The organism is Salinimicrobium gaetbulicola (assembly GCF_042676025.1).
Classification (GTDB): Bacteria; Bacteroidota; Bacteroidia; order Flavobacteriales; family Flavobacteriaceae; genus Salinimicrobium; species Salinimicrobium gaetbulicola.
Map to the genome: position 1 here is coordinate 1,219,907 of NZ_JBHTJP010000032.1, position 25,359 is coordinate 1,245,265.

The following is a 25,359-nucleotide window of genomic DNA, read 5'->3' on the forward strand; positions in this document are numbered from 1 at the left end:
ATGCCTCAAATTACAATGATCGCGGCCGCCGCGGAAAACAATGCACTGGGAAAGGACAATGATCTTGTCTGGCATTTGCCTGACGATTTCAAAAGGTTCAAGGAGCTTACCACCGGCCACCACATCATCATGGGCAGAAAGACCTTTGAAACCTTTCCAAAGCCCCTGCCTAACCGCACTCATATTGTGATCACCCGCAAAAAGGATTATCAAAAAGAGGGAGCCGTCGTGGTGAATTCTTTGGAAAAGGCCCTGGAACTGGCGAAAGATGATCCGCAGCCGTTTATTATTGGAGGCGGTGAGATCTATGAACTCGCCTTACCTGAAGCAGACAAGATCGAACTCACGCGGGTGCACGGAACTTTTGAAGCCGATGCTTTCTTTCCGGAAATCGATGAAAAGAACTGGACCCTGGTGGCGTCCCATTTTCACCCGAAGGATGAGAGGCATAACTATTCTTTCACCTATTTAACCTATCAGCGTGCTGAATGAACAAAGTAGCATACACGCCATTGCAGAAGAGGAAGGGTTCTTCATTAAGAACATTTCCCCGCTCGCCGGTGGTGATATAAACGCGGTATTTTTGCTGGATACCTCAGAGGGGAAAAAGGTAGCAAAAGTGAATGAAGCCAACCGGTTTCCGGGAATGTTCAAGGCCGAAAAGGAAGGTCTGGAGGCTTTGAAAGGATCAAATACAGTAGATGTTCCTGAAGTACTGGGATTAGGTACTACCGGTAACATCACTTATATCTTACTGGAATATAAAGCCAGGGCACCTCAAAAACCCGATTTTTGGGATCGATTCGCTCAGGACCTGGCCTCTTTGCATCAAAATACTAACGGGCAATTCGGGTTTCACACCTCTAATTACATAGGAAGTCTTCCGCAGCACAATGGAAAACATGAGTCGGCGGCGGAATTTTATATCGAGGAGCGCCTGGAACCCCAGTTAAAAATGGCACTGGAGAACGGATTTACTTTTGAAAAACTGGAGCGCAGCCTGAAAAATATTTCCGAAGCTATCCCAAAGCAGGCTCCCGCCCTGCTCCACGGGGATCTCTGGAATGGCAATTACATTACAAATGAACAGGGCTTACCTTGCTTTATTGACCCTGCCGTATGTTTCGGTCCCCGGGAAATGGACCTGGCTATGATGAAACTATTTGGAGGTTTTCCAGAGGAGGTCTACCTTAAATACGATGAAATATTTCCGCTTGAAAAGGGCTTTTATGAACGCGTACCGTTTTGGCAGCTGTATTATTTGCTGGTGCATTTAAATATCTTCGGAAGCAGTTACCTTCCGCAGGTACGGTCTATCCTGAAAAGCTTTAGTTAAAACTTAACAGCACTCCCCTATCTTTTAGGAGTTCTTTAGATGAGAAGGCCTCGTAATTCCTTTATATTTAATTAGATAATAAAAATGAATTATGAGCACAGAAAAATTAGATAAGGAAGAATCGAGAAAGAAAATCAAAAGCCTGGTGGGCGATATTAAAGTAGCCATGATGATCACGGGTTTTGATCAAAAACCGATTCCCGCTATTCCAATGACCACCAAAAAGATCGATAACGACGGTAATATCTGGTTCCTAAGCCTTAGAAACAGTCATCACAATCAAAACCTTCTTAAGGACAAGCAGGTACAATTGCTATACAGCGACCCATCAGACATGGAATACCTGAGTGTTTACGGGGAAGCCGAAGTCACCACTGACAGGGCTGTCCTAGAAGATCTCTATGAAAAGACCGACGATAACTGGTTTGAAGAGATCGACGATCCCAATCTGACTGCTATCAAAGTAAGACCGGAAGAAGCTTATTATTGGGATACCAAGACCAATAAATATATTACGCTTTTAAAACTTGGAGTGGGAGCAATAACCGGAAATAAACAAGACATTGGAGAAAAAGGAGAACTTGACATCTAAGGCCTCCAAAAAAGAAAGCTTAACCTCATAGTCTCAAGGAGTATGGGGTTTTTTTTATTTTGCTAATTTTGTCTACTAAATTTTTTAATTATGAAGGCATACGTTTTTCCCGGACAGGGAGCCCAATTCTCAGGAATGGGTAAGGATTTATACGAAAAGTCGGCTTTAGCAAAGGAACTCTTTGACAAAGCCAATGATATACTAGGGTTTTCCATAACCGACATCATGTTCACAGGTTCTGCAGAGGATCTTAAACAGACCCGCGTCACCCAGCCGGCTGTTTTTCTGCATTCGGTGATCCTGAGTAAGGTTTTGGGAGATTCTTTCAAGCCAGACATGGTTGCAGGTCACTCTTTAGGAGAATTCTCGGCATTGGTCGCAAATAAGGTTCTTGATTTTGAGGACGGTTTAAGACTGGTCTCAAAAAGAGCCCTTGCCATGCAACATGCCTGTGAGATCGAGGAGTCTACTATGGCAGCAGTACTTGGACTGGAAGATGAAATGGTAGAAGCTATTTGTGCAGACACTAAAGGAATCGTGGTGGCCGCGAATTACAACTGCCCCGGACAATTGGTGATCTCAGGAGAGCAGCTTGCCGTAGAAAAAGCTTGCGAGGAATTGAAAGAAAGAGGCGCGCGCCGTGCCATGATACTTCCGGTGGGCGGGGCATTCCATTCCCCATTAATGGAACCGGCAAGAGAAGAACTAGCGGCAGCAATTGAGAACACAAAGTTCAGCAACCCGATATGCCCTATCTATCAAAACGTCACCACATTTGCGGTAACCGATCCTAGTGAGATCAAGGAAAATCTTATTTTCCAGCTTACCGCACCGGTAAAATGGACCCAAAGCGTACAAAACATGATCAAGGACGGGGCAACCGAATTTATTGAAGTCGGTCCGGGAAAAGTTCTACAGGGGCTGGTTAAAAAGATCGACCGCAGCGCAGAGGTATCCTCAGCGGAATTCTAAAACAAATGAAGAGCATAAAAAAAGCGAGCCGATTGGCTCGCTTTTTTTATTATCTAGATCTAATTAGCTATTTACAAAGTCAATAACTGTTTTAGTGATAAAATCGATCTGTTCATCATCCAGCTCGGTATGCATTGGTAAAGAGATCACCTCTTTCACCAGTTGATTCGTCACCGGGAAATCGGCCTCATTATAGCGTTCATCCATGTACGCTTTTTGGCTGTGTAACGGGATAGGATAGTAAACTCCGCAAGGAATTCCATTTTCGTTCAGGTGTTTTACAAGAGCATCCCTTTTTCCATTTATGATCTTCAGCGTATACTGGTGATACACATGGGTGTCATCTGAACTTTCAGTATAAGGAATTTCAATATGTTCCTGATCTTTAAAAGCTTCCGTATACTTCTTCGCTGCAGTTTGTCTCGCAGTGTTATAAGCATCCAGATTTGGAAGTTTTGCTCTAAGCACTACAGCCTGTAAACTGTCAAGCCTTGAGTTAACCCCCACAACATCGTGGTGGTATCGCTCATACATCCCGTGATTTACAATCCCGCGAATGGTGTGGGCCAGTTCATCATCATTTGTAAAGATCGCGCCTCCATCTCCATAACATCCAAGGTTTTTGGAAGGAAAAAAAGAAGTTGAGGCCACATGTCCAATTGCGCCCGCCTTTTTGGATTCTCCGTTCTTAAAATTATAATTCGCACCAATAGCCTGAGCATTGTCCTCTATTACGAAAAGATCATGCTCTTCAGCAATCTCCATGATCGCATCCATATTGGCTGTCTGGCCGAAAAGGTGAACAGGAACGATTGCTTTGGTCTTTGGGGTGATCGCTCTTTTGATCGCTTCAGGATCAATATTGAACGTATCAGGCTCAACGTCCACCAATACAGGTGTTAATTGCAGCAAGGCGATCACTTCAACAGTCGCGGCAAAGGTAAAATCGGCAGTAATTACCTCGTCACCGGGTTTTAACCCCAATCCCATCATGGCGATTTGCAATGCATCTGTGCCATTAGCGCACGGAATCACATTTTTCACTCCCAGGTATTCTTCAAGTTCCTTTTGAAAAGCGTGTACCTCAGGGCCATTTATGAAAGCAGTGGTATCCAGAACTTCCATCATGGAAGATGCCACCTTATCTTTGATTTTATCGTATTGACCCTTAAGGTCAACCATTTGTATTTTTTTCATTGTAATATATTCAAGTGGCACGAAAATACGAAGAAAGCCTCTTTCGCCAATGCTATTTTCTTAATTTAGCAACCAAACAACAGGCTTTGCAATTTCTTTACAATTTCTTGATAAATACTGCGGAAAAAGTCCTTCCGGTAAGCGGCTGTTTTAGTGAGAAGATGAAACTTTTTACTGACGGTCGAAAAAACCTTTTTGAAGAACTGCGGCAGAAAATAAAACCTACAGACAAAACCCTGTGGTTCCATGCTGCTTCGCTGGGCGAATATGAACAGGCAGTTCCGGTCATTGAAAAAGCAAAAGAACAATTTCCTAATCACAAGATCGTGGTGACCTTCTTTTCACCTTCAGGGTATGAGGTGAAAAAGAACTCCCGGCTTGCAGATGTTATCACGTACATGCCTTTGGACACTCCAAAGAATGTTCAAAAGTTCCTGGACCTGGTGAACCCCGAAGTAGCTATGTTCATAAAGTATGAGTTCTGGCCGAATTTCCTTCTTGAATTAAAGAAACGAAATATTCCAACTATATTAGTTTCGGGAGTTTTCAGAAAAGACCAGATATTCTTTAAAAACTATGGTAAATGGATGCGCTCTTATCTGAAAACATTTGATCACTTTTTCGTGCAGAACAATGAATCCAGAGATCTCCTAAACTCAGTAGGTTTTAAAAATGTAACCGTAAGTGGCGACACACGATTTGACAGGGTTTCAAATCAATTAAAGCAGGACAACTACCTGGATTTCATAGAATCTTTTAAAGATGATAAAATATGCATGGTAGCAGGAAGCAGCTGGCCCGAGGATGAGGAATTGATGATAGGCTTTATTAATCAGGCTTCAGAAAGGGTGAAATTCATCATCGCCCCACACACTATGAAACCCGAAAGGATCAAAAAACTGAAAAATTCCTTATCGGTAGAAACAGTTCTATTTTCAGAAAAAGAAGGAAAGGACCTCAGCAAATTCCAGGTTCTAATAGTTGACACGATTGGTCTTTTAAGCCGAATTTACAGTACTGCCGATATAGCGTACGTGGGAGGTGCCGCCGGGGACACCGGTTTGCATAATATTCTGGAACCGGCAACTTTTGGGATTCCGGTGATCATTGGAGAGAATTTTGAGAAATTTCCTGAGGCATTTGAGCTTCAGAAAAAAGGAGGACTGTTTTCAGTTCGTGATAAAGAAGAATTTTCAGAAGTTATGCATCACCTGATCCAGAATGAGAACTTCCGAAGTAAAACCGGCAGGAATTCAGCAAGTTACATATCATCCAACACCGGAGCTACAGAAATAATTATCAGTTATCTACTGGAAAAACATAATTAAAAATAGCGGTAAACTGCATTGTCAATAGAGTTTATGCAAAGACTTCTTTGGATATTTAAAAATTAGTTTAAATTTGTCTTAACTAATTAAACATACTACCATGAAAAAATTATTTTTAGGATTACTAGCGACTGTATTTACATTATCTATTTACTCTTGTAGAGAAACTACTGAAGAAAAAACCGAAGATGCTGTTGAGGCAATTGGTGAAGACGTAGAAGCTGCAGGTGAAGAAGCTGAAGCTGAAATGGAAGAGGCTGGAGAAGAAATGGAGCAAGCAGGCGAAGAGGCTGAAGCTGAAATGGAGCAGGAAATAGATGAAGAAATTCACGAAACTGATGATGCGCAATAGTTAACGCATTTTTTATTAAATTTAAAGCCATAAGAATTCTTATGGCTTTTTTTAGCTCAAAAATCAACCCTATGAAAAAACTATTTTTAAGTCTCGTTTTAGGAGGACTAACCTTATCGACCTATTCCTGCAGAGAAACCACTGAAGAAAAAACTGAAGAGGCGATCGAAGCTATTGGCGAAGACATCGAAGCCGGAACCGAACGAGCAGCCGAAGAAATTAAAGAAGAAGCTGAAGAGCTGGAGCGCGAAATTAAAGAAGAAGTTGATGAAGAGATCCATGAAACTGATGATCAGGTAGATCAATAATCAGTTGCCCCCTACTAACTTAACCATGTACCTTCCTAACCAGAAGGAACAATAAGATACCCCCCAATCTTATGAAAACTTTACTAACCACCCTACTTATCCTAACCGGGATAACAATCACAAGTGCCCAACGATTTGGGTACGGCATCACCGCCGGAACAAATTTCACCAGCGGAGGACAGATCAAAGGAAACCCCATTAATGAAGGCGGAGAATTGGTGTACTGGAATGGCACATCACAAGGCCAGTCAAAAGCCGGCTTTCACGGCGGAGCTTTTATGGAAGTTAATTTTGGTGACTTCTTTGTAAGACCTGAACTGGTCTACACCTCAATAAAATCGGAATTCATATTCCCAAATCGAACCTCCACCTATTCAATTGAGAAATTCGACGTTCCTTTGCTTTTTGGTTATAATGTAGCCGATGTGGTAGGTCTTTATGCCGGCCCGGTTTACACACCCATGTTTAAAAACAGCTTTGATTACAAGGAATCCACCATAGTCAAGGAAGGCGGAGAAACTTATTTTTATAAAGGAAACAGCCTGCAGGAGCCCGATATTCCAGTGAATTTACAACTGGGTATTAAAAGCGAATTTTCGGGCATTGGCATCGATCTTAGATATGAATATAATCTATCCTCTCCCACCCCAGAAAAGATAGATATTTGGAACCAGGATATAGGGAGAGATCCTAACGGGGTGAACGTTGCCACCGTGGAAGACGCGAGATTAAGTCAGTTGATCTTAAGTTTGTCCTACGATTTTAGCGACCTTTATTCTTCTTCTTCAGATAGTAGAAGGAGAGGAAAGTACAGTTACAGTCGACGCAGACGTGCACGTTAAGGAAAATATCTACATTTTAAGGAACTTAGTCCTTAAATTACCGTTAAACATCGATTTTTAGGGGACAAGAATCTTAATTTTAAAATTAATTTCCTTTTCTTCCGTTATAGTATTTGAAAATCTTTTTTATTTGTACATAAGGACATTGATCGACCAACTATGAAGAAAATCTTTTTAAGCCTACTTTTTATACTCGGGGTCTCCTTCGCGGGTATTTCACAAAAATACAGTTATGGTCTCAAAGGAGGTATCAACCAGTCAATGGGAGGTACTATTAGAGGTGAAAGATCGGGAACCACCAATGGTCAGCCAGATGGACCTCCAAACAACTGGAATGGTACCGCCGAGGGCACTGGGATGTTAGGATTCCAGTTCGGGGCCTTTGGCCAGGTAAACTTCGGAAAGTTCTTCGTAAGACCTGAGGTAGTATACAATTCAATAGAACGGGAATTCAATTTTCCCGACTATCCAACCCAATATCACACACCACTGAAAGCAGCAGTGCATTCGGTACAAAAACTGGACATCCCACTGTTGGCAGGATATAATATTTGGGGACCACTTGACCTGTATGCGGGACCGGTGTATTCCAGTATAATGGATTCCACCTTAGAAGGGGAAGAAGATCTTGACCAGGTTGTGGTTCAAAACAGTCCTATAAATGCTCAAGTTGGGATCAAAGCAGAGTTCGGCAGATTTGGAATCGACCTTCGCTATGAACACTCACTATCGACCCCTGAACTACAAAACCTGAATTTGGTGAACAGCGAGTATGGTGTTAACAGGGCTTATTATGTAGATTCATCTATTGACCTGATAAAAGTGAACGTAACCTTTAAAATTGGAGGATCAGACCTTCAAAACAGAAGACGTCGAGGCGGAAACTGCTATTAATCAAATATATAATTTCTAAAAGCCGTTCAATCGAACGGCTTTTTTTATGTCTTTATCCCAGCAAATTGTGTAATTTAAAAGGACTAATAATGTTGCTGTATGAAATACCTTCGGCTCTTCGCAATAGGCATTTTTCTGGGGAATATCTCCTGCAGCATTTTTCGGTCCGGATATAGATATCCACCCCTTAAAAAATCAGATCGAATCGAGGTTTACGGTCATCGCGGAGAGGCAGGGCATTATCCTGAAAATACCATCCCCGGATTTTTAAGTGCCGTGCAAAAAGGAGTAGACGCCGTTGAATTGGATGTGGTGATCTCAAAAGATAAAAAAGTAGTAGTTTCTCATGAACCTTTTATGGCCTCCCACTACATGCTGGATGAAAAAGGAAAACCTATTTCTAAGAAAAAACAGCATTCGTATAACCTTTACGAGATGAATTATGACAGTATCCGGAAATTTGATTCAGGATCAAAAATGAATCGAAGTTTTCCGAAGCAACGAAAATTTCCCACGTTTAAACCTTTATTGGAGACTGTTTTTGACCAGGTGGAGAACTATATCGAAACCAATGACAGACCTAGCATCAAATATATGATAGAGGTAAAATCCTCTCCCCAATCCTACAATATTCATCAACCCGAGCCCCAGGAATTCGTAGATCTCATCATGGAAGTGATCACTTCAAGAAACCTGGAAAAAAGGGTGATCATTAAATCATTTGATCCGCGAATATTAAATACGGTTCATGCCAGTCACCCTTCTATTGAAACTTCCTACCTGGTTTCTAAAGTCGGGATAGATCGTAACCTTTCCTATCTTGAATTCACCCCCACTATCTATAGTCCCCGTCATAAATTGATCAAAAACCGACAATTTGTAGATTCAATTCGGTCAAAAAATATGAAGTTGGTGCCATGGACTGTCAACAGACCTAAAAAAATTAAAAGGATGATTAAATTAGGGGTGGATGGAATTATTTCTGATTATCCAGAGCGCGTATTTAAAGAACTTAACAACAGAAATAATTAATTAGCGCCCTGTCTTTTTTCAAGCACCTCATTGATCTTCGCAATAAGTTCGTCCATTTCAAAAGGTTTCGCTATAAAATCATCAGCACCTGCATTTTTGCATTTTTTACCTGCATCATGTAAGGCGGACATCATGAGGATAGGAGTATTTTCTGTTTCAGGATTCTTCCGAAGCCTTGCACACACATCAGTACCATTCACGCCAGATATTAACATATCAAGCATTACCAGGTCAATATCATGAGCAGAGATCAGGGTTTCAGTTTCATCAGGTTTCTCAGTAACCGTTACCTCGAAACCGTAAAATTCCAGTAACGTCTTTAACATTTCCCCGATTCCGGAGTCGTCATCGACAACTAAAATCTTTGAATTTTCTTTCATTAGATTAATACATATTATTTATTGTTAACCAGGCTTAGGGTAAAACTAAATTCTGAGCCCTCCCCTTTTACACTTTTCACGTCTGTAGTACCATTATGCCTTTCAACGATCTCCTGCACCAGGTACAATCCTATCCCAAATCCTGAGTAGGTATCTTCTTCTTCTTCGACAATACGGTAAAACCGCTCAAAGATACGGGGTAATTTTTCCGCTTCGATCCCAACTCCATTATCAATCACACTTACCGTAACCTTATCTTCTGATGGTTTGTAAATCCTGACCTTTACATCGTGGCTTTCAGGCGAATATTTAATAGCGTTTGTCACCAGATTGATCACTACCTGGCCAATTCTATCCTTATCTCCATACACCATACATTGGTCTTCATGGCTGATCTCAATATCGTGCTGGGTATTGGTATAGTTAATATCCTGTACCGTTTGGGTCACAAGGTCATTAAGGTTGAATTCCTCCATCTGGAGCTCCAACTTTTTCTCTTCTATCCTGGTAAGGTCCAGCATTTCGGAAATCAAGCGGGTAAGTCTGTTTATCTGATGGTCAATTCTTTCCAGGGATGACCTTAACGGAAGCTTGCCAACCAATTGTTCTTTTTCTGATCTTACCATAGCCAACAACAACTGCACATAACCTTTGATCGAAGTCACCGGAGTTTTTAATTCATGGCTTACCACCTTAAGAAAATCTTCCTTTCGCTTCTCTTCTTCCTTTAAACGCTGAATATCGGTATTGGTGCCGATCCACATTTTAATGTTACCGGTCTCATCTTTCACAGCTTCGGCACGGCTAAGGTGCCACTTGTAATCTCCATCTTTGTTTCTGATCCTGATTTCCACCTCAAAATCATCTCCTGAATCAATAGACCGTTTCCATTGCTGATCGAACAAGACTTTATCGTCCTTGTGAATTCTATCCGTCCACCCTTCTTTTTCGAGTTCATCACTGGTTAATCCGGTAAAATCAAGCCAGTGCTGATTAAAATAGATAACATTCCCTTCAGAATCTGTTTTAATGACCTTTTCGGGCATCAAATCGGCCATCTGCCTGTAATGAGATTCACTCTCTTTAAGTCTTTTATTGACTATTGCCTGGGGAGTTACTTCAGTAGCACTTCCCACAATACCAAAAATATTACCATCAATATCCCTTTGGGGGTATAAAACGAAAGAATAATACCGAGTTTCCTTTTTTCCGAAGCGCACAAGATCCACTGGCATTTCATAAGCTCTGAAAGGTTTCCCGGTTTGGTACACTTGATCAATATATTTTCCAAAACCCTGTTCCCGCAATTCAGGAAGCAATTCCAGGAAAGGTTTTTCTAAAACATCTCTTCCTTTTCCCCATACATCTATAATGGCCTCATTAGCGATCTTTATAATATTGTCTTTTCCTTCAAAGGTTACGATAAGCGAAGGCGAGGCATGAATGATTTCGTGGTAACGATGCTCGCTTTCCTCGACTTTCATTCTAACAAGACGCTGTTCTGTAACGTCAATAGCCATATTCAAGATTCCGTAGATCTCGCCCTTTTCGTTCCGCAAAGGTTTATATGTGAAATTGTAATATCCTGTATGCAGGACTCCGTCAACCATCAGGTCTGCCCGATCTTCTTTCCCCCAGTAAATTTCTCCGGTCGAATATACTTTCCGTAGCAAATCCATAAAAGGCTGACCTGCAATTTCAGGAAGAGCATCCATTAATGGTTTTCCCACAACAGATCTATCTTTCCCCCAAATGGCCAGCATAGCATCGTTTGCCAGTTCAATCTTCATATTGTGACCGGTATAGATCGCTGTGGCTACCGTAGCCTCTTCAACTATGGTACGCGCTCTGTGACCCATTTCCCTGATGACCTGGCTCTTCATCATATCCTCATTCACATCTACTACTGTTCCGGTCATACCTATGAATTCTCCTGAAGAAGAAAATCTGGGCCTCCCGGTATCCAGCACCCACCTGTATTCACCATCACTGGTTTTAAGGCGGTATTTCCTTGTATATTCTTTGTGATCCTGTGATGCGGAAATAAAACTTTCCTCAGCTCCAGTCCTATCATCGGGATGTATGGCATCAAGCCATCCGAAGCCTTCCGCTTCGCCGGCAGATTGACCTGTATAGGAATACCAGTTTTTATTAAGATAGGTGCAGTATCCTTCAGCATCGGTGATCCAAACAACAGCAGGCAAGGTTTCGATAAGCTCCTTTAATTGATCAATATCACTTGCTTCGATGCCCTCTTTCTGCTTATTATTTTCATTATCCTGCTGTGAATTCATATATACCAACTGCGACTAATTTGTAGACAAAACCTCTAAATTAATGAAAACGAACAGAACAGAAAGTTTTTTCCCACAGCCTATTTTAACTTTAAGAAAAAATTGGCATTTATCCTTTCCATTGGAAAAGATCAAGTTTCTTAACATTCTGATATCCGGAGTTTTTAAAAATGGAGCCCTGAAAAATGTTAAGAGAACACAACCCTATTTGTAAGAATTCACAAGTCCGGGGGAGGTGGAAATACCGGTTAAATTAAACCTGGGAATTTTTGTGATCCTGTTCCTTCTCGATTTTCCGGATAATCCTTTTTATAGCCCTGTGGATAGACATATCTGAAACCTTCATGTCCCTTGCAATTGAGGCAATTGACTCCCCTTGAAATTTATTGCGCTGAAAAGCCTCATAGGTTTGATCTTTGGTAAGAGCACTCAACTTAAGATCTCTTTTAAAATGCTCTTCTTTATTCATCAATTTAGTGCCCCAATAAAGATTTTTTGGGTGTAGATTTTCTTTATTCCCATCCTTATAAAGAGCAAAATATTGCCGATTTTCTTCAGGTTTGGGTGGCCCCCAGGTTTCAAGAATTAATTTAGGAACCGAATAATAGGTACGGTTGATCATAACCACTTTAAGGATCTTTCCATTCTTGATCTTATGATCACGTATCCTTAAAAGTTTATCGTTGAGCATAAATTCTGATCCATCGCTGCTAATGCGCAGATCTCTGAATTTAGGATGCCTTCTCCATTTCGTCCTTTCTATCATTATCTTTAAAATGAAAGGCAAAAATACGGAAAAAACCACGGAAGACTATCAGAAGATAGAAACCCCAAGGCCCTAAAAACGTTAAAGCTTCATTAAAATTTGGACAGAGGAAGAAAAATAGAACGCAGTAAATTCAGCACTCTTCTTGAATCGCACAGAACTTATGAAGTATAAGTAAGTACTATATATACAGCTAACACCACACTACCCAGCAAAAAAAGTGACTTCCATATCCAACTATAATCTTTGATCATGGCACCTGTTATTTAAAAATTAAACAAAGGGAGGAACTGAGGGGAAATCAACCTTTAAAGTATAATTAGTTATACTCTATTTCAATTAGGGTTTTCCCCCATTTTGAACATGGGAGGCGGACTCAAGATTGAAGATTGATCAAAAAGCCGGAAAGAACTAGAGCTTTAGGAAATTTAGCAAATCCTCATGCCCTCCATAAACAGCCTGAATGAAATGGCCATTTAAAAATTTAAAAGGATCTATCTGACTTTGCAGGACCACTCCTTTCAGATTGGATTCGAGTAACAATTGAGCTGCCTGTAGCAAGGGAGCCGCCGTAGTTGTTTGTATGGCTCGAAGCGAATGTTTACCAACAGTTTGAGGCGTGATTTTTTTGAAGATCTCCCTTCGGTGCAAAGTTCCCAAGGCATCCCTGCCTTCAACAGCCGCATATAAAATTATCCTGTCATCTTCCAGGTGCGGGATCTGCTTTTCCATTACTGACTGCAGAGCAGAAATAACATTCTTATTTCCTGGTAGCTTTCCAAGTTGCTCTTCCACCCATGTATAATGGCCGGGATATCTTAGCGTTTTATAATCTAAATGGCGTACCCTCCCAACCAAAGCCTCCGGCAGGTCTGCTGCCCCGCCAGATGTGAGATCCTCTTCATAAGTGGTCCCGTCAATAATAATTCTCTCCCGCTCAGATAAAGCCGGTAATTTTGTGATCTTAAAATCCCGCAAAGCCAGCGCTCCTTCCAAATATTCTGTAGCCACACCCACCGGGCTCCAGGTGAAACCGTAATAATGGGGTGCGACCGCATTCGCGGTAAGGGCTCCCACCTTTAATTCCAACTTATCTACCTCATCTACCTCAAAAGCACGACAAAATTCCTGGAACATTCCGTTTGCCAGTACGTCTATATAGCCCGGAGCAAGACCTGTTTGCAATATAAAACCCGTACCGGCATCTTTTGCCAGATCTATGATCTCATTGGTTTCCGTGACATATTCTGTGAGGTTCGCATAGTGAAGTTTAAAATCCCTGGCCAACTTCGCCATCCTGGGGGCTTGGCCGCCTGGAAGACAATCCAGAAGAATATCACATTCTTCAAGCACTTCTTTCATTTCTTCGGAAAACCCTTCTTCCGGAAGGTGAAAAGTCTGGATAGAACAAGGTCTGTTGGCGCCATCTTCGATCCATGCCGCCATTTTTTTTGCTTTGGAAAGCGTACGGTTCCCAATATATAATTTGGGAGTCACCACACTCCATTCCATTAAAAGCAGTCCGGCCGCTTCTGCGATCCCTCCTGCCCCGGCAATTATGATATTCGCCCGCCTGTTCATACTTAAAGTTACTACTTTTTTCCCGGAAGCTTCGGAAGTAGAGATGAGTAAAATTTCAGTATGCAAAACATTTTTCTTTTAGATACAGAGATCAATTTCCCTATTTTCGCCACTAATATTTTTTCTTAAAATCCCCGAATGAAGACCTCCCCTAAATTTCCCCTATTCTTATATATCAGCATCCTTATCCTTATCTCTAGCAGCGCGATTGCCCAGGTGAAAATTTGTTCATGGAACATTCAGCACTTCGGAAAATCCAAGTCGGCACAAGAGATGGAATTCATCGCCAATACCCTGAAGGATTTTGATGTCATCGCCATTCAGGAAGTGGTAGCTGGCAATGGAGGTCCCCAGGCTGTTGCAAGGTTAGCAGACCAGTTAAACAGAAAAGGGCAAAAGTGGGATTATGCCATTAGCGAACCCACACAGGGCACTCCTTACTCCAGCGAGCGTTATGCATTTATCTGGAAGACCGCCAAAGTTCAGCGACTGGGCAAACCATGGCTTGACAAGAACTATGAGCTGGAGATAGACCGGGAGCCTTTTTGCATGGACTTTAAATATAAGGATGCGGAATTCACAGTGGTTAGCCTGCACGCCATCCCTAAGAATAAACAACCCGAAACAGAGCTGAAATACCTTAAATTCTTACCGGACCTTTACACCAGCAAAAACCTGGTTTTCCTGGGAGACTTTAATACCGCTGAAGACAACAGTGTTTTTATACCTTTAAAGAACATGTGCTATCTTCCGGCACTCATCGATCAAAAAACCTCTCTTCGTACGAAATGCACCCCTCACTGTTTGGCATCGGAATATGATAATATCTTTGTGGAATCTGAAAAGGTTCAACTCCTTAAGTCAGGTGTGGTTCATTTTTACGAGTCCTTTCCAGATCTTAAAGCAGCCAGAAAAATTTCAGATCATATTCCGGTTTGGGCAGAGATCGATTTTCCTAAGAAAGAAGAAATTCTTGCTTCAGACAAGCAGATGGAAGGCGCCTATCTAAACTAACCAACAAAGAGATACCGGGAATATTTTGAAATGAAGAGACACGGGGTCCTTCTTAAAAGGATCCCTAGTGATAAAAACTATCTTCAAAGCAGCATCTTAAAACCAATTTCCTGAAATCAGGAATTTTAATGCTACCGCTAACAGAAAAAACAGGAAAACTACGATCCTTGGCCCCAGCTCGTTACTTTTATGTGATTCCATAACTGTAGAATTATGCCTAAAAATACTCACTACTGAAGCATGAAATTATGATAGGGGTCAGTCAATTCTTCAATAGTTTATAAAGAAATCGATTTTGACAAAATATAGGGTGTGAACAATTACATCAGGTTCCTGAAGGAAAGAAATCGATAAGCTTTGTCATTCGATCACGAGACATAAAGCCTGGGAACCTGGACCCGTTTATTATTCAATATCTACATCAGTAAAACAATAAATCAACTTCTAATCCCTCCTCCAGCCACAGGCTACTAATTAGTAAAATAAAAAGAGTTTCCTACAATCTAAAATAGGATCTCTTTTCCTGTAAGATCTTTTACCGTGGATCTTATTTTGATTACCTTCATGGAAATCAATAAAAATAATTATGAAAACAGCATCTCTTATTAAAGAACTTCAATATAATGACAACAAGCCTGCCGTACAGGTTTTAATGGACACAGACAGCAGCAGAGAAATAAGGATTGCCATGAAAAAAGGCCAGGTGATGAAGGAACATAAGACTCCGTACCCCATAGTAGTGGAGCTTTTTGAAGGGAAATTAAGTTTTGGGGTACAGGGGCAAGAGTATAGCGTACAAAAAGGAGATCTGCTGGCTCTGGAAGGAAATATTCCTCATGACCTAAGAGCTGAAGAAGACAGCATCGTGCGACTCACCCTATCAAAATCTGACACCGTGGAAAGAGTGAAGGGCGTAGCAGATCAACAATAAACACGAAGTTATATAAAACAAGGGCATTTCGGTTTGTGCTGCATTGCTTTCCCGTAATTCCAATATTACCAAGCCTTATAGAGGGTAGTGACTAATACCCCTTTAAAACCGGGAGAGGGAACAGACAATAATCGTTTTTCTTCCTTGACCTTAAAGTTAAACGGTGAAGCCGTAAGGTTTACGCCGCTTTGTTTTTTTAGTCTGATCCCCTGTCCGGAGATAATATCCTTATTGGGTTCAAAATCTTCTTCCGGTAAGTGCTCGGTTAGAATAACGTATTTGAAATCGTATAGTTTTTCTACCACGCTTTTGATTTCCGCATTCGATAAATGTTGCAACACCTGCCTTAGGATCGCGCAATCTCCCGAAGGCAATTCATCCTTTGCAATATCCAGGGCCCGGAATTCTAAATTATCTGCTTTTAATTCTTTTTTATTATGCGCTATAAGCTCCGGAACTATGTCTAGTGCGATGTACTTCCTGGAGTACTTTACCAGTTCCTTGCCGACATTAAAATCCCCGCACCCCAGGTCACAAACGACCGGCGGAGTTTTAAAAGCTTTTAAAAATTCGGATACTACAGCTATGTATGGTTTGACCGTTTCAGGCTGATGTGAGCCTAAACCGGAATAAAATTCAGATCTGTCACCACCCCACAAATTGTTTGTATAGATCTGCGCCATGGCATCTTTAGTTGGCCACGGCTTCTTTATTTTTTTATTTTTTGTCATTAAGAAGATCAATACAGGATCATCACTCAAATGTAAACAATGAACAATAAATAATTAATCCCCTTCCGCTGAAATATTTGATAAGATCCTAATCTCGCTTTTTTTCATAAGCTCTCTTGCATTAAAATCAAAACAAATATCCGGATGAAGTTTTTACCCTAAATTTGGCGTTACTAAATACAGTATGAAAAGAACTTTAGTAAGATATAGAAATACTGCTTTTGGAAGGTTTGTTTTTCGCAATCAAAAGTACGCTCCCATTCTTTTTTTTATGGGTGGTTTCATTTTTGATACCTTGACCTTAGGGCGAATAGATCGTGTTTATGATACGGTGGTACTTTGCTCGCATATGACCTTATTATCCATAACGCTTTATTTGTATAATACAGTGGATGATGACAACTGGGAAGGTACTTTTATCGAACGTTATTCCGAATATTTTCCGCTAGCCATACAGTTCTTCTTTGGCGCACTTTCAAGTGCTTTTGTCATCTATTTTTCCAGAAGTGTATCCATGTCAAAAACTATGTTTTTTTTCATATTGCTGGTTCTGCTCTTATTTGCAAACGAGTTTCTTAAGAAGAAAATCTCCAACAAATACCTTCAGTTCAGTGTTTACTTTTTTATAAGTTTTACCTTTTTCGCCTTTATGATTCCCACGCTGATCAAGGAAATGAATACCTTTATTTTTATCATTTCGGGGCTTGTAAGTTTGGGTTGTACGCTAGCTCTCATCACGTTTATTTACAGTTCAAGCCCGGGCACAAGAGCTGAGATAAGTCTGAAAAAACTGATCGGTCTTATCCTTTCCATCTATATAACGATCAATGTTTTTTACTATTTCAATCTTATTCCACCAGTGCCGCTAGCTATGGATACCGGGTTGGTGGCTCATGATGTGCGAAAAGAAAATAACGAATACATAGTTACTTACGAGAAGAATCAATGGTATGTATTTTGGAGAAAACATCACATCAATTTTCATCATCAGGCAGATCAAAGAGTTTATGTGTTCACTTCTGTTTTTGCACCTACAGATTTAAAAAAGTCCATTTCTCACAGGTGGAAATGGTACAATCCTGAAACCGGGAAATGGGAAGTAACTGATGACATTGGTTTTGAAGTTTCCGGTGGGCGTGGTCGTGGTTTCCGTGGATATACCTATAAAAATAACCTTAGGGCAGGCCAATGGAAAGTTGAAGTAATTACAGAAGAGGAACTAATACTTGGGGTTGTGGATTTTGTGATTAAAAACTCTTCTGAACCTCATAAAGGAGGAATGGTAAAAAAATCATTTTAACAACTGTTTCCTCAATACTATTTTATTACCCACCGTAAGTTCCGGGACTATGTCTAGTGCGATGTACTTTTTGGTATACTTCATCAGTTCTTTAAATCCCGTCCACCCTTCCAATGGTGAAATAATTTTCAATCACGTCTATTCCTCTTTCAATTGTGGCAACATTCGAAAGCAAGCCCCTCTCCCTTAATGGGAGAAGGGCTACCAATTTGCGATCATCCTAACAAAGTAAAAATCAGACTGTGGTGGCTCACTCGAATCGGATTGTAGTATGTACATTCTCCGTCCCGACGACGACTCCAATGTGCTCAAAAGAACGCCCGTCTTGTAGTTCGCCACGAGAGACAATGCTATGCATTCCTGGACGTTCGTTTTGCTGAAACTGGATCACATCCCTTTGAAAACTGGCATAACCGATCAATAGCGACGATAAGCTATTCAACTCGACGATCGTCAATTCCCCATCCATAACTGCCGACTCAAACTCCGACAGCTGTACGAAATAAACAGGCACAGCTCCGAGCCCGAGATGCTTGGCTTTAACAGCATTCAAGGGATTAGAGGGATCGCGTAACCACACCGTACCCTCTATGGTGAGTGGACATCCAAAAACAGCGGGTATGTTGGGCGCTGATAGGAGATTGTAGTCGGCCGGGGCACAATTTGGATCACGCACGAATGTAATAGCTACCCATTCGCCGTCCGTTCGAGTCGCTCCGAAGCCTGTCAGACCAAGGCTCAATCCCGATGCATAGAGTGGCGGGCCGGGATTCTCTTCGGAAGGGAATTCCTGGATGACAAGGCCATTACTACTAGCGTTCATAGCTGATGCTTCAGTATAAGCTTTTGCGTCAAGGGAAAGATCTGATTCAACGGGTAATTCATCGCCCGAGCATCCTACAAACAAGACTAAACTGATTAAAGCGGACACTGCAATGAATACCTGCAAAGTACTGGGATCGAAAAGACCGAACATTTTCTTGTTTTTGCCGGTCATCTTAACTTTCTGGTTTTCAGTAATTGTTTCCATACACTAACTTTTTTTACGCAAACCCTTTATCAAATGTAGGTATTTACGTATGTTAATAACTGATTTTCAGTAAGTTACAAAACTTAACCAAATTTACCGATTTAATTTTGCAAGAATGATCATGATTATTTTAGTAACTTCTTAAGCCTTAACACATAAGAAAAACAAACCTCTTAAGTCTTAAATAAAATTTATTTAATAGCGACATATTTTGTCGTCATCTATTCGTTTCTTTACTTCACTAATCAAAAGAAGCGATCATGAACATTCTTTACCTACACGGATTAAAAAGTAAATTAAACGATGAAAAAAGAAGAATTCTTGAGAAATACGGAAAAGTATTTGCCCCCGACATTGACTACTCAGGGAAGCATATCCAGCCTCAACAAATTCTTCGAAACTATCCTGACACCCAATTTAATGTTGTTATAGGCAGCAGCATGGGTGCTTTGAATGGGTACATTATTTCGAACCAGATCGGCCGTCCTGCTCTCTTGTTCAATCCTCCCTTGGGAAAATATGCAATAGCGGAATTCTCTCTTGAACCCAGATTCACAACGGGCCTTTCACCTAAACAACTTCTACTGGGAGGAAAAGATGATGTTGTAGATCCAAAAGAAACTCTGACTTTTTTAAGTGATCATCTTCAGGAACATGAGCTGGAGATCAAAATAGATCCGAACCTCGGTCACCGCATTCCTCTTGACCTTTTTAAAGAACAGGTTTCCTATTTCTTTTCTAAACTTTGTTATTAATCAACTATGTCCGTACACCACACCATTAAGCGTTACAACAAGATCATTTCCATTCTTAGGAGAAGACCGATGAGCTACGAGGAAGTTCAATATGAAATAGACTCAGATCCCGATGCCAGGGAAGAAAACCTCTTAACCTCTCAACGCACTTTTCAAAGAGACATCAGGAACATAGCCAGTATCTATGAGATCAAAATAGAGTCCAATAAAAACACCAATCAATATTATATTAAAGACGATGTGGAAGACATCCACTCCCGTCGCCTTCGGGAGAATTTCGAAATTGTAAATGCCATCAGGCTTTCAAAAGGTTTCGGCCAAAGCCTGATTTTTGAAGAACGCAGGTCCCTCGGCACAGAACATATGGCGGGTCTTATTCACGCCATACAAAATCGTTTAACCGTCAAATTTGAATACCATAAGTTTTGGGACGAATCTGTTAGTACAAGAACTGTAAACCCTGTTGCTTTGAAAGAGTCGCGAAACAGGTGGTATTTAATTGCACAGGACGAAGACATGGTAAAAAACTTCGCCCTTGATCGTATCAAGGATCTGCTTATTTCAGAATATAAATTCAGCCCTGTCGATTACAATATTCACGAGGAATTTGACAACTGTTTCGGCATCATCAACGGAACGAATGAAAAAGCTCAAAAAGTGGTTCTTTCATTTACTCCCCAGGAAGGGCGTTATGTCGAATCCCTTCCGCTTCATCACAGTCAGCAGCTCATCCTGAAAAACGAGGAGGAAATCAGGTTCAGTTATTACATCCGGCCGACTTACGACTTTAGAATGGAGTTGCTCTCTTATGGAGATCAGGTGAAGGTCATTAAACCGGAAAGTTTAAAAAAAGCAATTAAGACAAAGTTGCAGGAAGCGTTGAAAAGCTATAAATAAGTTTTTCTCGCGACACGAATTGGCGTAACCGCTTGTCATCTTTGAAACATCCGTCCCGGCAGAAAATCTTCCGGAATGTAGGGTACCTGGAGAATGGAAGCCTGGGCGGATTTTTTACTAAACTAAATTTGACAAAATGAACTACGGAAATAATAGAGAGCCCCAATTTTTACCAGATTTCAATCTGCAGCATGTCAATCACATGTTGAATTTTTTTCATGTAACGAAAATGTACCTTGGCTACTTCGGCAAGGTTCCCAGTTACTATACTTTTCCGGAGCGTGACATTGAGAAATTTCATAAAGAATTTCCACAGAAATACGGCACAAATATCCTGGGAAAGCATTTCAGGCAAACCTACGGAAGGAAAGATCATAAAGCCGAGATCATCTATATTCTAAAAGATAAAATAATAGTTGAGCAGGATCCGGATGAAGTTACAATGTATTTCCAGGAAGAGAATTCACCTCTTCTGCTGGAAATACTTGATTTTATGAAAGGGTATAAGAAAGAGAAACCTGAAAAAGCCCATATTAACCTCATCATAATGCAGCCTAATGGCCTCGATAATAGAAAAATAGATTTCGCCAAACCTGATCTTGACCTCTCAGGGAGTTACAATGATGATTTTAAAAGCTTTCATGAGAAAATGCTGAAGATCTTGCAGGAGGACAATAAAAGCGGGCTCCACCTCCTCTACGGAAAACCGGGAACCGGAAAAAGCACCTACATCAGGCACCTCTGCGGCCTGGTCACAAAGGAGATCGTCTTCCTGCCCGGGCAGATGGCTCAAAATCTTGATAATATCGCTATGACCAAATACCTTATGGATAACCCTAACTCCATACTGGTTATAGAAGATGCAGAAGAACTGATCGTTTCCCGGGACAGTCAGCGGAACTCTAACCTCGCAATGATCCTAAATATCACCGATGGTATCCTGGGAGAATCACTGGGCATTCAGATCATTGCCACCTTCAATACGGATGTTCAAAACATCGATCCCGCTCTCAAACGCAAAGGACGGCTGAAATCAGCTTATGAATTTAAACCTCTTTCTACGGAAAAAGCAAACTTGTTACTTTCGGAAATGAATACGAACTATTCCACAGATAAGGAAATGACCCTGGCGGAGATCTATAACATAAGCGAAGAAGAGCAGTATAAGAACCCGGTGAGAAAGGCGGTTGGGTTTAGATAAAAAATAATACAAGAAGTAAATATGGTTTTCCACAACTGAACTACCCGACTCTTTTGTAAATTAGAAACGATTAAAAATCAAACCTTTGAAACCACCTCGCTATTTAACCAAATCCCGCTTCAAGCTTGCCCTGGATTGTCCGACCAAACTCTATTATACCCGCAAAACAGAGTATGAAAACAAGAGTGACAGCGATTCATTTCTGGAAGCACTCGCTCAGGGAGGTTTCCAGGTGGAAGAATTAGCCAGAATGGATCACCCCGATGGTCATACAATTCTAGGGGATGATTACAACTATCAGTTGCTTGCCGACAAAACTGAAGAACTGCTGAAGCAGGAAAACGTCACCATATTTGAACCTGCGTTCCTTGTAAACGGTCTTTTTATTCGGGTAGACATTCTTGTGAAAAAAGGAGATAAGGTCAAACTAATTGAAGTCAAGGCAAAATCAATCAGAAGCGCCGATCATCAATCTTTCATTAATTCAAAAGGAAGACTAAGTGGTGGCTGGGACCTCTACCTGTATGATATCGCCTTCCAGAAATACGTCATGCAATTGGCCTACCCTGGCTGGAAGATCTCGTCTTACCTGAAACTGGCTGACAAAGACGCCACTACCACGGTAGACGGACTCCACCAGTGCTTCAAGGTGGTTTCTGACTCAGATCTACGCACCGGGATTGAAAAGAAACCGGGTCTTACCAGGGCAGATCTGGGTGAACCCATTTTATGCAATATTAATGTTGATCAAGAGATCGATTTAATTTTGACAGCCAATCCATTAGATGAAACCCGAACCTTCGAGGAGACCGTTGAGCATTTTAAGAAGCATTACAGGGAGGACAAAAAACTCTTTTCGGAAATCGGGGCACAATGTAAAGGCTGTGAATTTATTGCAGCAGATCATTCCAATGGGTCTAAAAGTGGCTTCCATGAGTGCTGGCAGGAGCAATTACGATTATCGAAAGAAGAAATTGACCGTCCCAAGGTTTATGATGTATGGTATAATCCCACAGGCAAGATATTGGAGGAAGGCCGGTTTTTCATGGAAGAGATCACAGAAAATGATATTAATATCAGGCCCGAAGCTGGTAAGCTCAGCCGTTCTGAAAGACAATGGTTACAGGTTCAGAAACATCAGGAAAAGGATGACAGCCCTTATTTTGATATTGAAAATCTCAGGGAAGAACTTTCGTCCTGGACGTTCCCTTTAAACTTTATCGATTTTGAAACAACGGCGGTGGCACTCCCCTTCACTGCCGGCATGCATCCCTACGAACAGGTCGCCTTCCAGTTCAGCCACCATATAGTCTATGAAGACGGACGGGTGGAGCATTTTAATGAGTATCTGAACACTGAGATCGGGGTGCTGCCAAATTTTGATTTCATACGAGCTCTGAAAGAATCTTTGACGGTAAACCAGGGAAGCATCTTCCGATATCACAACCACGAGAATACCATAGTAAATGTGATATATAATCAGTTACTGAAGTCCGACGAACCCGATAAGGAGGAATTGCTGGATTTTATCGAAACCATAAGTCACAGTACAAGCAAAAATGCAAAGAATTGGTATGGGGATAGAGACATGATAGATCTGCAGAAAACAGTGGTTAATTACTATTACGATCCGGTGACCGGAGGCTCAAATTCCATTAAAGCAATTCTTCCGGCTGTATTACATTCAAGTTCATACCTGCAGAATAAATACCAACAGCCGCTGAAAGACCTGAAGGTCACAAGTAAAAATTTCCCTTATGATCATGTCTTTCTGAAAGTGGAAAAAGGGAAGGTCATTAATCCATATAAAGCCCTGCCACCGATATTTGACGGCTGGGACAATGAAAAGCTGGACCAGGTATCAGAAAGCCTTACCGAGATCAGTGACGGGGGAGCTGCCTTATTCGCATACCAGAAATTGCAATTTGAAGACGTTCCCGAAATTGAGCGCAAAGCTATCCGGGAAGGATTACTGAGATATTGCGAACTGGACACCCTGGCCATGGTGATGATCTACGAGTATTTTAGAGAAGTCTGTCTTTTTGAGAAGCAAGAAGCAAGAAGCAAGAGCTAAGAGACAAAACCTGAAATAGTTTTTTGAGTCGGTTTATACAAATTCAGGATTCTCTTAATTTTTTACTAAGTACCATTTGCAGAAATTAAAATACCCAGATTCTAAAACAGAAAACTGGGTATTTTTGCAGGTAAGGATTTAATTAATATGAATAGGTCCACTTCTTGTATTTTTCAACCTCGTCTTTTATGAGTTTTAGACATAACGCTACCATTGAAGCGTCGTCTAAATAGCCTGCTCCCAGTATGAAATCAGGTATTAAATCGATTGGGGATAACACATAGAGAAGAGTTGAGCCTATTGCAGCGATTACGTACCACGGCACTTCTCTGTACTCCCCGGAGATGTAATCTTTTATCATCTTGAACAATAATTTAAATTCCTCGTAAAAGGTTTTTAATCTTGGATCTTTAGTGAATTTCTCTTTTAGGTTCTCGTAATTTTCTAAAACCTTTTTCAGATCTTTTATTTTGAAATTTTTAATTGCTTTAAGAAGCAAATTTTTTAATTTATTTTTCATTTTGTTGTTGTTTCAATTATTAATCAATGTATCTGTTTACCACCTTCCATATATATACTTCCGGCTGATAAGTATCAAGAATTAAATATGCATTCTCGAATTCCTTTTTTTTCATGTAGTGGTTATAAGCCTGCCTGATTATAGTATTTATTGCAAGCCCCCCTACCGTGATTTTCATATCTGTTTTTTCATTTAAAAAGATTGTAAGTTCTACTTTATCTGTTTCTTTATTATTTCTCGCATGAAGCAATACAGCTTCATAAATTTGCTCCATATAATTTCTTTCCTGGTTTAAATAATACTTTTAATTTTAATTCATTACCTATTTTTCTTAGGTAACAACACTTAATTAGCTCTGGATAATCCATTTCTAATTTTCTATACATCACTTCACTATTGGAAGGAAGTATTTCTGTCTTTAAATGATCTCGTAGTGAGATAAGATTCTTCTGAAGAAAAACCTTAGGGTGCTCGGATACATAATTTTTCCATGTTGATTGTATTTCCTTTAGGGTTATTGATAAAAGCTTACCTGATAATTCGGCGTAAGAATTATTTAGCATAAAAAGCAGATCAGATTTTCTTATGTGTGGATCTATTGCAGTAAGGGGAGCATAAGCTACCATTTTTAGGTAGCCTGATTTTTCTTTGAATAGCATTGCAGAGATTAATTCTTTGTTTTGAAAAGTTAACCTCCAAACGGGGATGCTATTAACCATATCATCTGCGTCAGTAAAGCCATTGGCAAGATTTATTCCTCCACAATCTGTATATGCAACTTCCAAAAGGTTGTAAACTTGATTTGCATACTGCATTTTTTCGGACAGATTTTCTGCTTTTAAAATTTTTACTTCTACTTTCATAATTTCTGGTTTTGTATTGATTACGAGGTAAAAGTATAGAGAGAAGAAAACCTTATATTGTTTTGTTCAGGGCTGAACAAAAGCGAATTGCTTTAAAAATTTTATATAAAAAAATGCTCCCTAAATTTTTAGGGAGCATTTAACTAATAATAATATTGAGAAAGGCTTG

General features: G+C 40.6%; 27 protein-coding genes. 17 read left to right on the forward strand and 10 right to left on the reverse strand.

The features are described from left to right. From ACFQ1G_RS06985 to fabD, 4 genes are all read left to right on the forward strand, one after another. Window positions 1-492: a dihydrofolate reductase gene (locus tag ACFQ1G_RS06985; protein WP_380737941.1), complete on the forward strand. Its 492-nt coding sequence runs from the start codon at window positions 1-3 to the stop codon at window positions 490-492. Then, entirely contained in the window at window positions 482-1,336 is an 855-nt protein-coding gene (locus tag ACFQ1G_RS06990; RefSeq protein ID WP_380737943.1) for a fructosamine kinase family protein, read from the forward strand. The genes ACFQ1G_RS06985 and ACFQ1G_RS06990 overlap by 11 nt, the downstream gene beginning before the upstream one ends. A 91-nt stretch (window positions 1,337-1,427) precedes the next feature. Continuing rightward, window positions 1,428-1,928 carry a pyridoxamine 5'-phosphate oxidase family protein gene (locus ACFQ1G_RS06995; protein ID WP_380737945.1) on the forward strand — a complete coding sequence of 167 codons (501 nt, stop codon included), beginning with the start codon at window positions 1,428-1,430 and terminating at the stop codon, window positions 1,926-1,928. A 90-nt stretch (window positions 1,929-2,018) separates the two neighbouring features. After that, complete coding sequence (gene fabD, locus ACFQ1G_RS07000; protein WP_380737947.1) at window positions 2,019-2,900, forward strand: ACP S-malonyltransferase; 882 nt, start codon at window positions 2,019-2,021, stop codon at window positions 2,898-2,900. Between the two features lie 63 nt (window positions 2,901-2,963). Here fabD and ACFQ1G_RS07005 read toward each other — a convergent pair whose 3' ends face one another. Continuing rightward, window positions 2,964-4,097 (reverse strand): DegT/DnrJ/EryC1/StrS family aminotransferase, encoded by a 1,134-nt coding sequence (locus ACFQ1G_RS07005; RefSeq protein ID WP_380737949.1) that lies wholly within the window; start codon window positions 4,095-4,097, stop codon window positions 2,964-2,966. An 86-nt stretch (window positions 4,098-4,183) separates the two neighbouring features. Between ACFQ1G_RS07005 and ACFQ1G_RS07010 the strand changes: the two genes are divergently transcribed. The 6 genes from ACFQ1G_RS07010 (at window position 4,184) to ACFQ1G_RS07035 (ending at window position 8,853) form a co-directional block, all read left to right on the forward strand. Beyond that, window positions 4,184-5,425: a 3-deoxy-D-manno-octulosonic acid transferase gene (locus tag ACFQ1G_RS07010; protein WP_380737951.1), complete on the forward strand. Its 1,242-nt coding sequence runs from the start codon at window positions 4,184-4,186 to the stop codon at window positions 5,423-5,425. A 100-nt stretch (window positions 5,426-5,525) separates the two neighbouring features. Next, window positions 5,526-5,777 carry a hypothetical protein gene (locus tag ACFQ1G_RS07015; protein ID WP_380737953.1) on the forward strand — a complete coding sequence of 84 codons (252 nt, stop codon included), beginning with the start codon at window positions 5,526-5,528 and terminating at the stop codon, window positions 5,775-5,777. Between the two features lie 71 nt (window positions 5,778-5,848). Further along, the gene (locus ACFQ1G_RS07020) at window positions 5,849-6,085 is read left to right on the forward strand and encodes a hypothetical protein (protein ID WP_380737955.1); all 237 of its coding nucleotides are present in this window, start codon (window positions 5,849-5,851) and stop codon (window positions 6,083-6,085) included. Between the two features lie 71 nt (window positions 6,086-6,156). After that, window positions 6,157-6,927: an outer membrane beta-barrel protein gene (locus tag ACFQ1G_RS07025; RefSeq protein WP_380737957.1), complete on the forward strand. Its 771-nt coding sequence runs from the start codon at window positions 6,157-6,159 to the stop codon at window positions 6,925-6,927. Window positions 6,928-7,086: 159 nt separating this feature from the next. Further along, entirely contained in the window at window positions 7,087-7,821 is a 735-nt protein-coding gene (locus ACFQ1G_RS07030; protein ID WP_380737959.1) for a hypothetical protein, read from the forward strand. Between the two features lie 99 nt (window positions 7,822-7,920). Continuing rightward, complete coding sequence (locus tag ACFQ1G_RS07035; protein ID WP_380737960.1) at window positions 7,921-8,853, forward strand: glycerophosphodiester phosphodiesterase family protein; 933 nt, start codon at window positions 7,921-7,923, stop codon at window positions 8,851-8,853. Here the strand turns inward: ACFQ1G_RS07035 and ACFQ1G_RS07040 are convergent. The 4 genes from ACFQ1G_RS07040 to ACFQ1G_RS07055 all read right to left on the reverse strand — a co-directional run bounded on the left by ACFQ1G_RS07040 (window position 8,850) and on the right by ACFQ1G_RS07055 (window position 13,940). Further along, a complete protein-coding gene (locus ACFQ1G_RS07040; RefSeq protein WP_380737961.1) occupies window positions 8,850-9,233 on the reverse strand; it encodes a response regulator transcription factor in 384 nt (127 codons plus the stop codon). The two genes, ACFQ1G_RS07035 and ACFQ1G_RS07040, sit on opposite strands and share 4 nt — an antisense overlap. Before the next feature lie 14 nt (window positions 9,234-9,247). After that, window positions 9,248-11,527, reverse strand: a complete 2,280-nt coding sequence (locus tag ACFQ1G_RS07045) for a PAS domain-containing sensor histidine kinase (protein WP_380737963.1) — start codon at window positions 11,525-11,527, stop codon at window positions 9,248-9,250. A 253-nt stretch (window positions 11,528-11,780) separates the two neighbouring features. Beyond that, entirely contained in the window at window positions 11,781-12,293 is a 513-nt protein-coding gene (locus tag ACFQ1G_RS07050; protein ID WP_380737965.1) for a hypothetical protein, read from the reverse strand. 411 nt (window positions 12,294-12,704) lie between these two features. Next, window positions 12,705-13,940, reverse strand: coding sequence for a saccharopine dehydrogenase family protein (locus ACFQ1G_RS07055; protein WP_380737967.1), 1,236 nt, complete (start codon window positions 13,938-13,940; stop codon window positions 12,705-12,707). Between the two features lie 72 nt (window positions 13,941-14,012). Between ACFQ1G_RS07055 and ACFQ1G_RS07060 the strand changes: the two genes are divergently transcribed. Continuing rightward, window positions 14,013-14,888, forward strand: a complete 876-nt coding sequence (locus tag ACFQ1G_RS07060; RefSeq protein ID WP_380737969.1) for an endonuclease/exonuclease/phosphatase family protein — start codon at window positions 14,013-14,015, stop codon at window positions 14,886-14,888. A 586-nt stretch (window positions 14,889-15,474) separates the two neighbouring features. Continuing rightward, entirely contained in the window at window positions 15,475-15,819 is a 345-nt protein-coding gene (locus tag ACFQ1G_RS07065) for a cupin domain-containing protein (RefSeq protein WP_380737971.1), read from the forward strand. A gap of 65 nt (window positions 15,820-15,884) precedes the next feature. Here ACFQ1G_RS07065 and ACFQ1G_RS07070 read toward each other — a convergent pair whose 3' ends face one another. Then, a complete protein-coding gene (locus ACFQ1G_RS07070) occupies window positions 15,885-16,550 on the reverse strand; it encodes a class I SAM-dependent methyltransferase (protein WP_380737972.1) in 666 nt (221 codons plus the stop codon). Window positions 16,551-16,734: 184 nt separating this feature from the next. On the opposite strand from ACFQ1G_RS07070, the gene ACFQ1G_RS07075 reads away from it, so the two are divergent. Beyond that, window positions 16,735-17,850 carry a DUF2914 domain-containing protein gene (locus ACFQ1G_RS07075; RefSeq protein ID WP_380737974.1) on the forward strand — a complete coding sequence of 372 codons (1,116 nt, stop codon included), beginning with the start codon at window positions 16,735-16,737 and terminating at the stop codon, window positions 17,848-17,850. Window positions 17,851-18,100: 250 nt separating this feature from the next. On the opposite strand, the gene ACFQ1G_RS07080 is transcribed toward ACFQ1G_RS07075, so the two are convergent. Next, on the reverse strand, window positions 18,101-18,880 hold the full coding sequence (locus ACFQ1G_RS07080) for a hypothetical protein (RefSeq protein WP_380737975.1): 780 nt from the start codon (window positions 18,878-18,880) through the stop codon (window positions 18,101-18,103). 260 nt (window positions 18,881-19,140) lie between these two features. Here ACFQ1G_RS07080 and ACFQ1G_RS07085 point away from each other — a divergent pair, with 260 nt between their 5' ends. From ACFQ1G_RS07085 to ACFQ1G_RS07100, 4 genes are all read left to right on the forward strand, one after another. Then, window positions 19,141-19,635, forward strand: a complete 495-nt coding sequence (locus tag ACFQ1G_RS07085; protein WP_380737977.1) for a YqiA/YcfP family alpha/beta fold hydrolase — start codon at window positions 19,141-19,143, stop codon at window positions 19,633-19,635. Between the two features lie 6 nt (window positions 19,636-19,641). Beyond that, entirely contained in the window at window positions 19,642-20,532 is an 891-nt protein-coding gene (locus tag ACFQ1G_RS07090) for a helix-turn-helix transcriptional regulator (protein ID WP_380737979.1), read from the forward strand. Window positions 20,533-20,668: 136 nt separating this feature from the next. Further along, entirely contained in the window at window positions 20,669-21,733 is a 1,065-nt protein-coding gene (locus ACFQ1G_RS07095) for an AAA family ATPase (RefSeq protein WP_380737980.1), read from the forward strand. 85 nt (window positions 21,734-21,818) lie between these two features. Further along, window positions 21,819-23,807 (forward strand): DUF2779 domain-containing protein, encoded by a 1,989-nt coding sequence (locus ACFQ1G_RS07100; RefSeq protein ID WP_380737982.1) that lies wholly within the window; start codon window positions 21,819-21,821, stop codon window positions 23,805-23,807. A 142-nt stretch (window positions 23,808-23,949) separates the two neighbouring features. Here ACFQ1G_RS07100 and ACFQ1G_RS07105 read toward each other — a convergent pair whose 3' ends face one another. From ACFQ1G_RS07105 to ACFQ1G_RS07115, 3 genes are read right to left on the reverse strand one after another with little or no spacing between them, the layout of a single operon-like run. Then, window positions 23,950-24,327, reverse strand: a complete 378-nt coding sequence (locus ACFQ1G_RS07105; RefSeq protein ID WP_380737985.1) for a YkvA family protein — start codon at window positions 24,325-24,327, stop codon at window positions 23,950-23,952. A 19-nt stretch (window positions 24,328-24,346) separates the two neighbouring features. Next, window positions 24,347-24,601 (reverse strand): hypothetical protein, encoded by a 255-nt coding sequence (locus ACFQ1G_RS07110; RefSeq protein WP_380737987.1) that lies wholly within the window; start codon window positions 24,599-24,601, stop codon window positions 24,347-24,349. Continuing rightward, a complete protein-coding gene (locus tag ACFQ1G_RS07115) occupies window positions 24,585-25,190 on the reverse strand; it encodes a hypothetical protein (protein ID WP_380737989.1) in 606 nt (201 codons plus the stop codon). Before ACFQ1G_RS07115 ends, ACFQ1G_RS07110 begins: the two co-directional genes overlap by 17 nt. Between the last annotated feature and the right edge of the window lie 169 nt (window positions 25,191-25,359).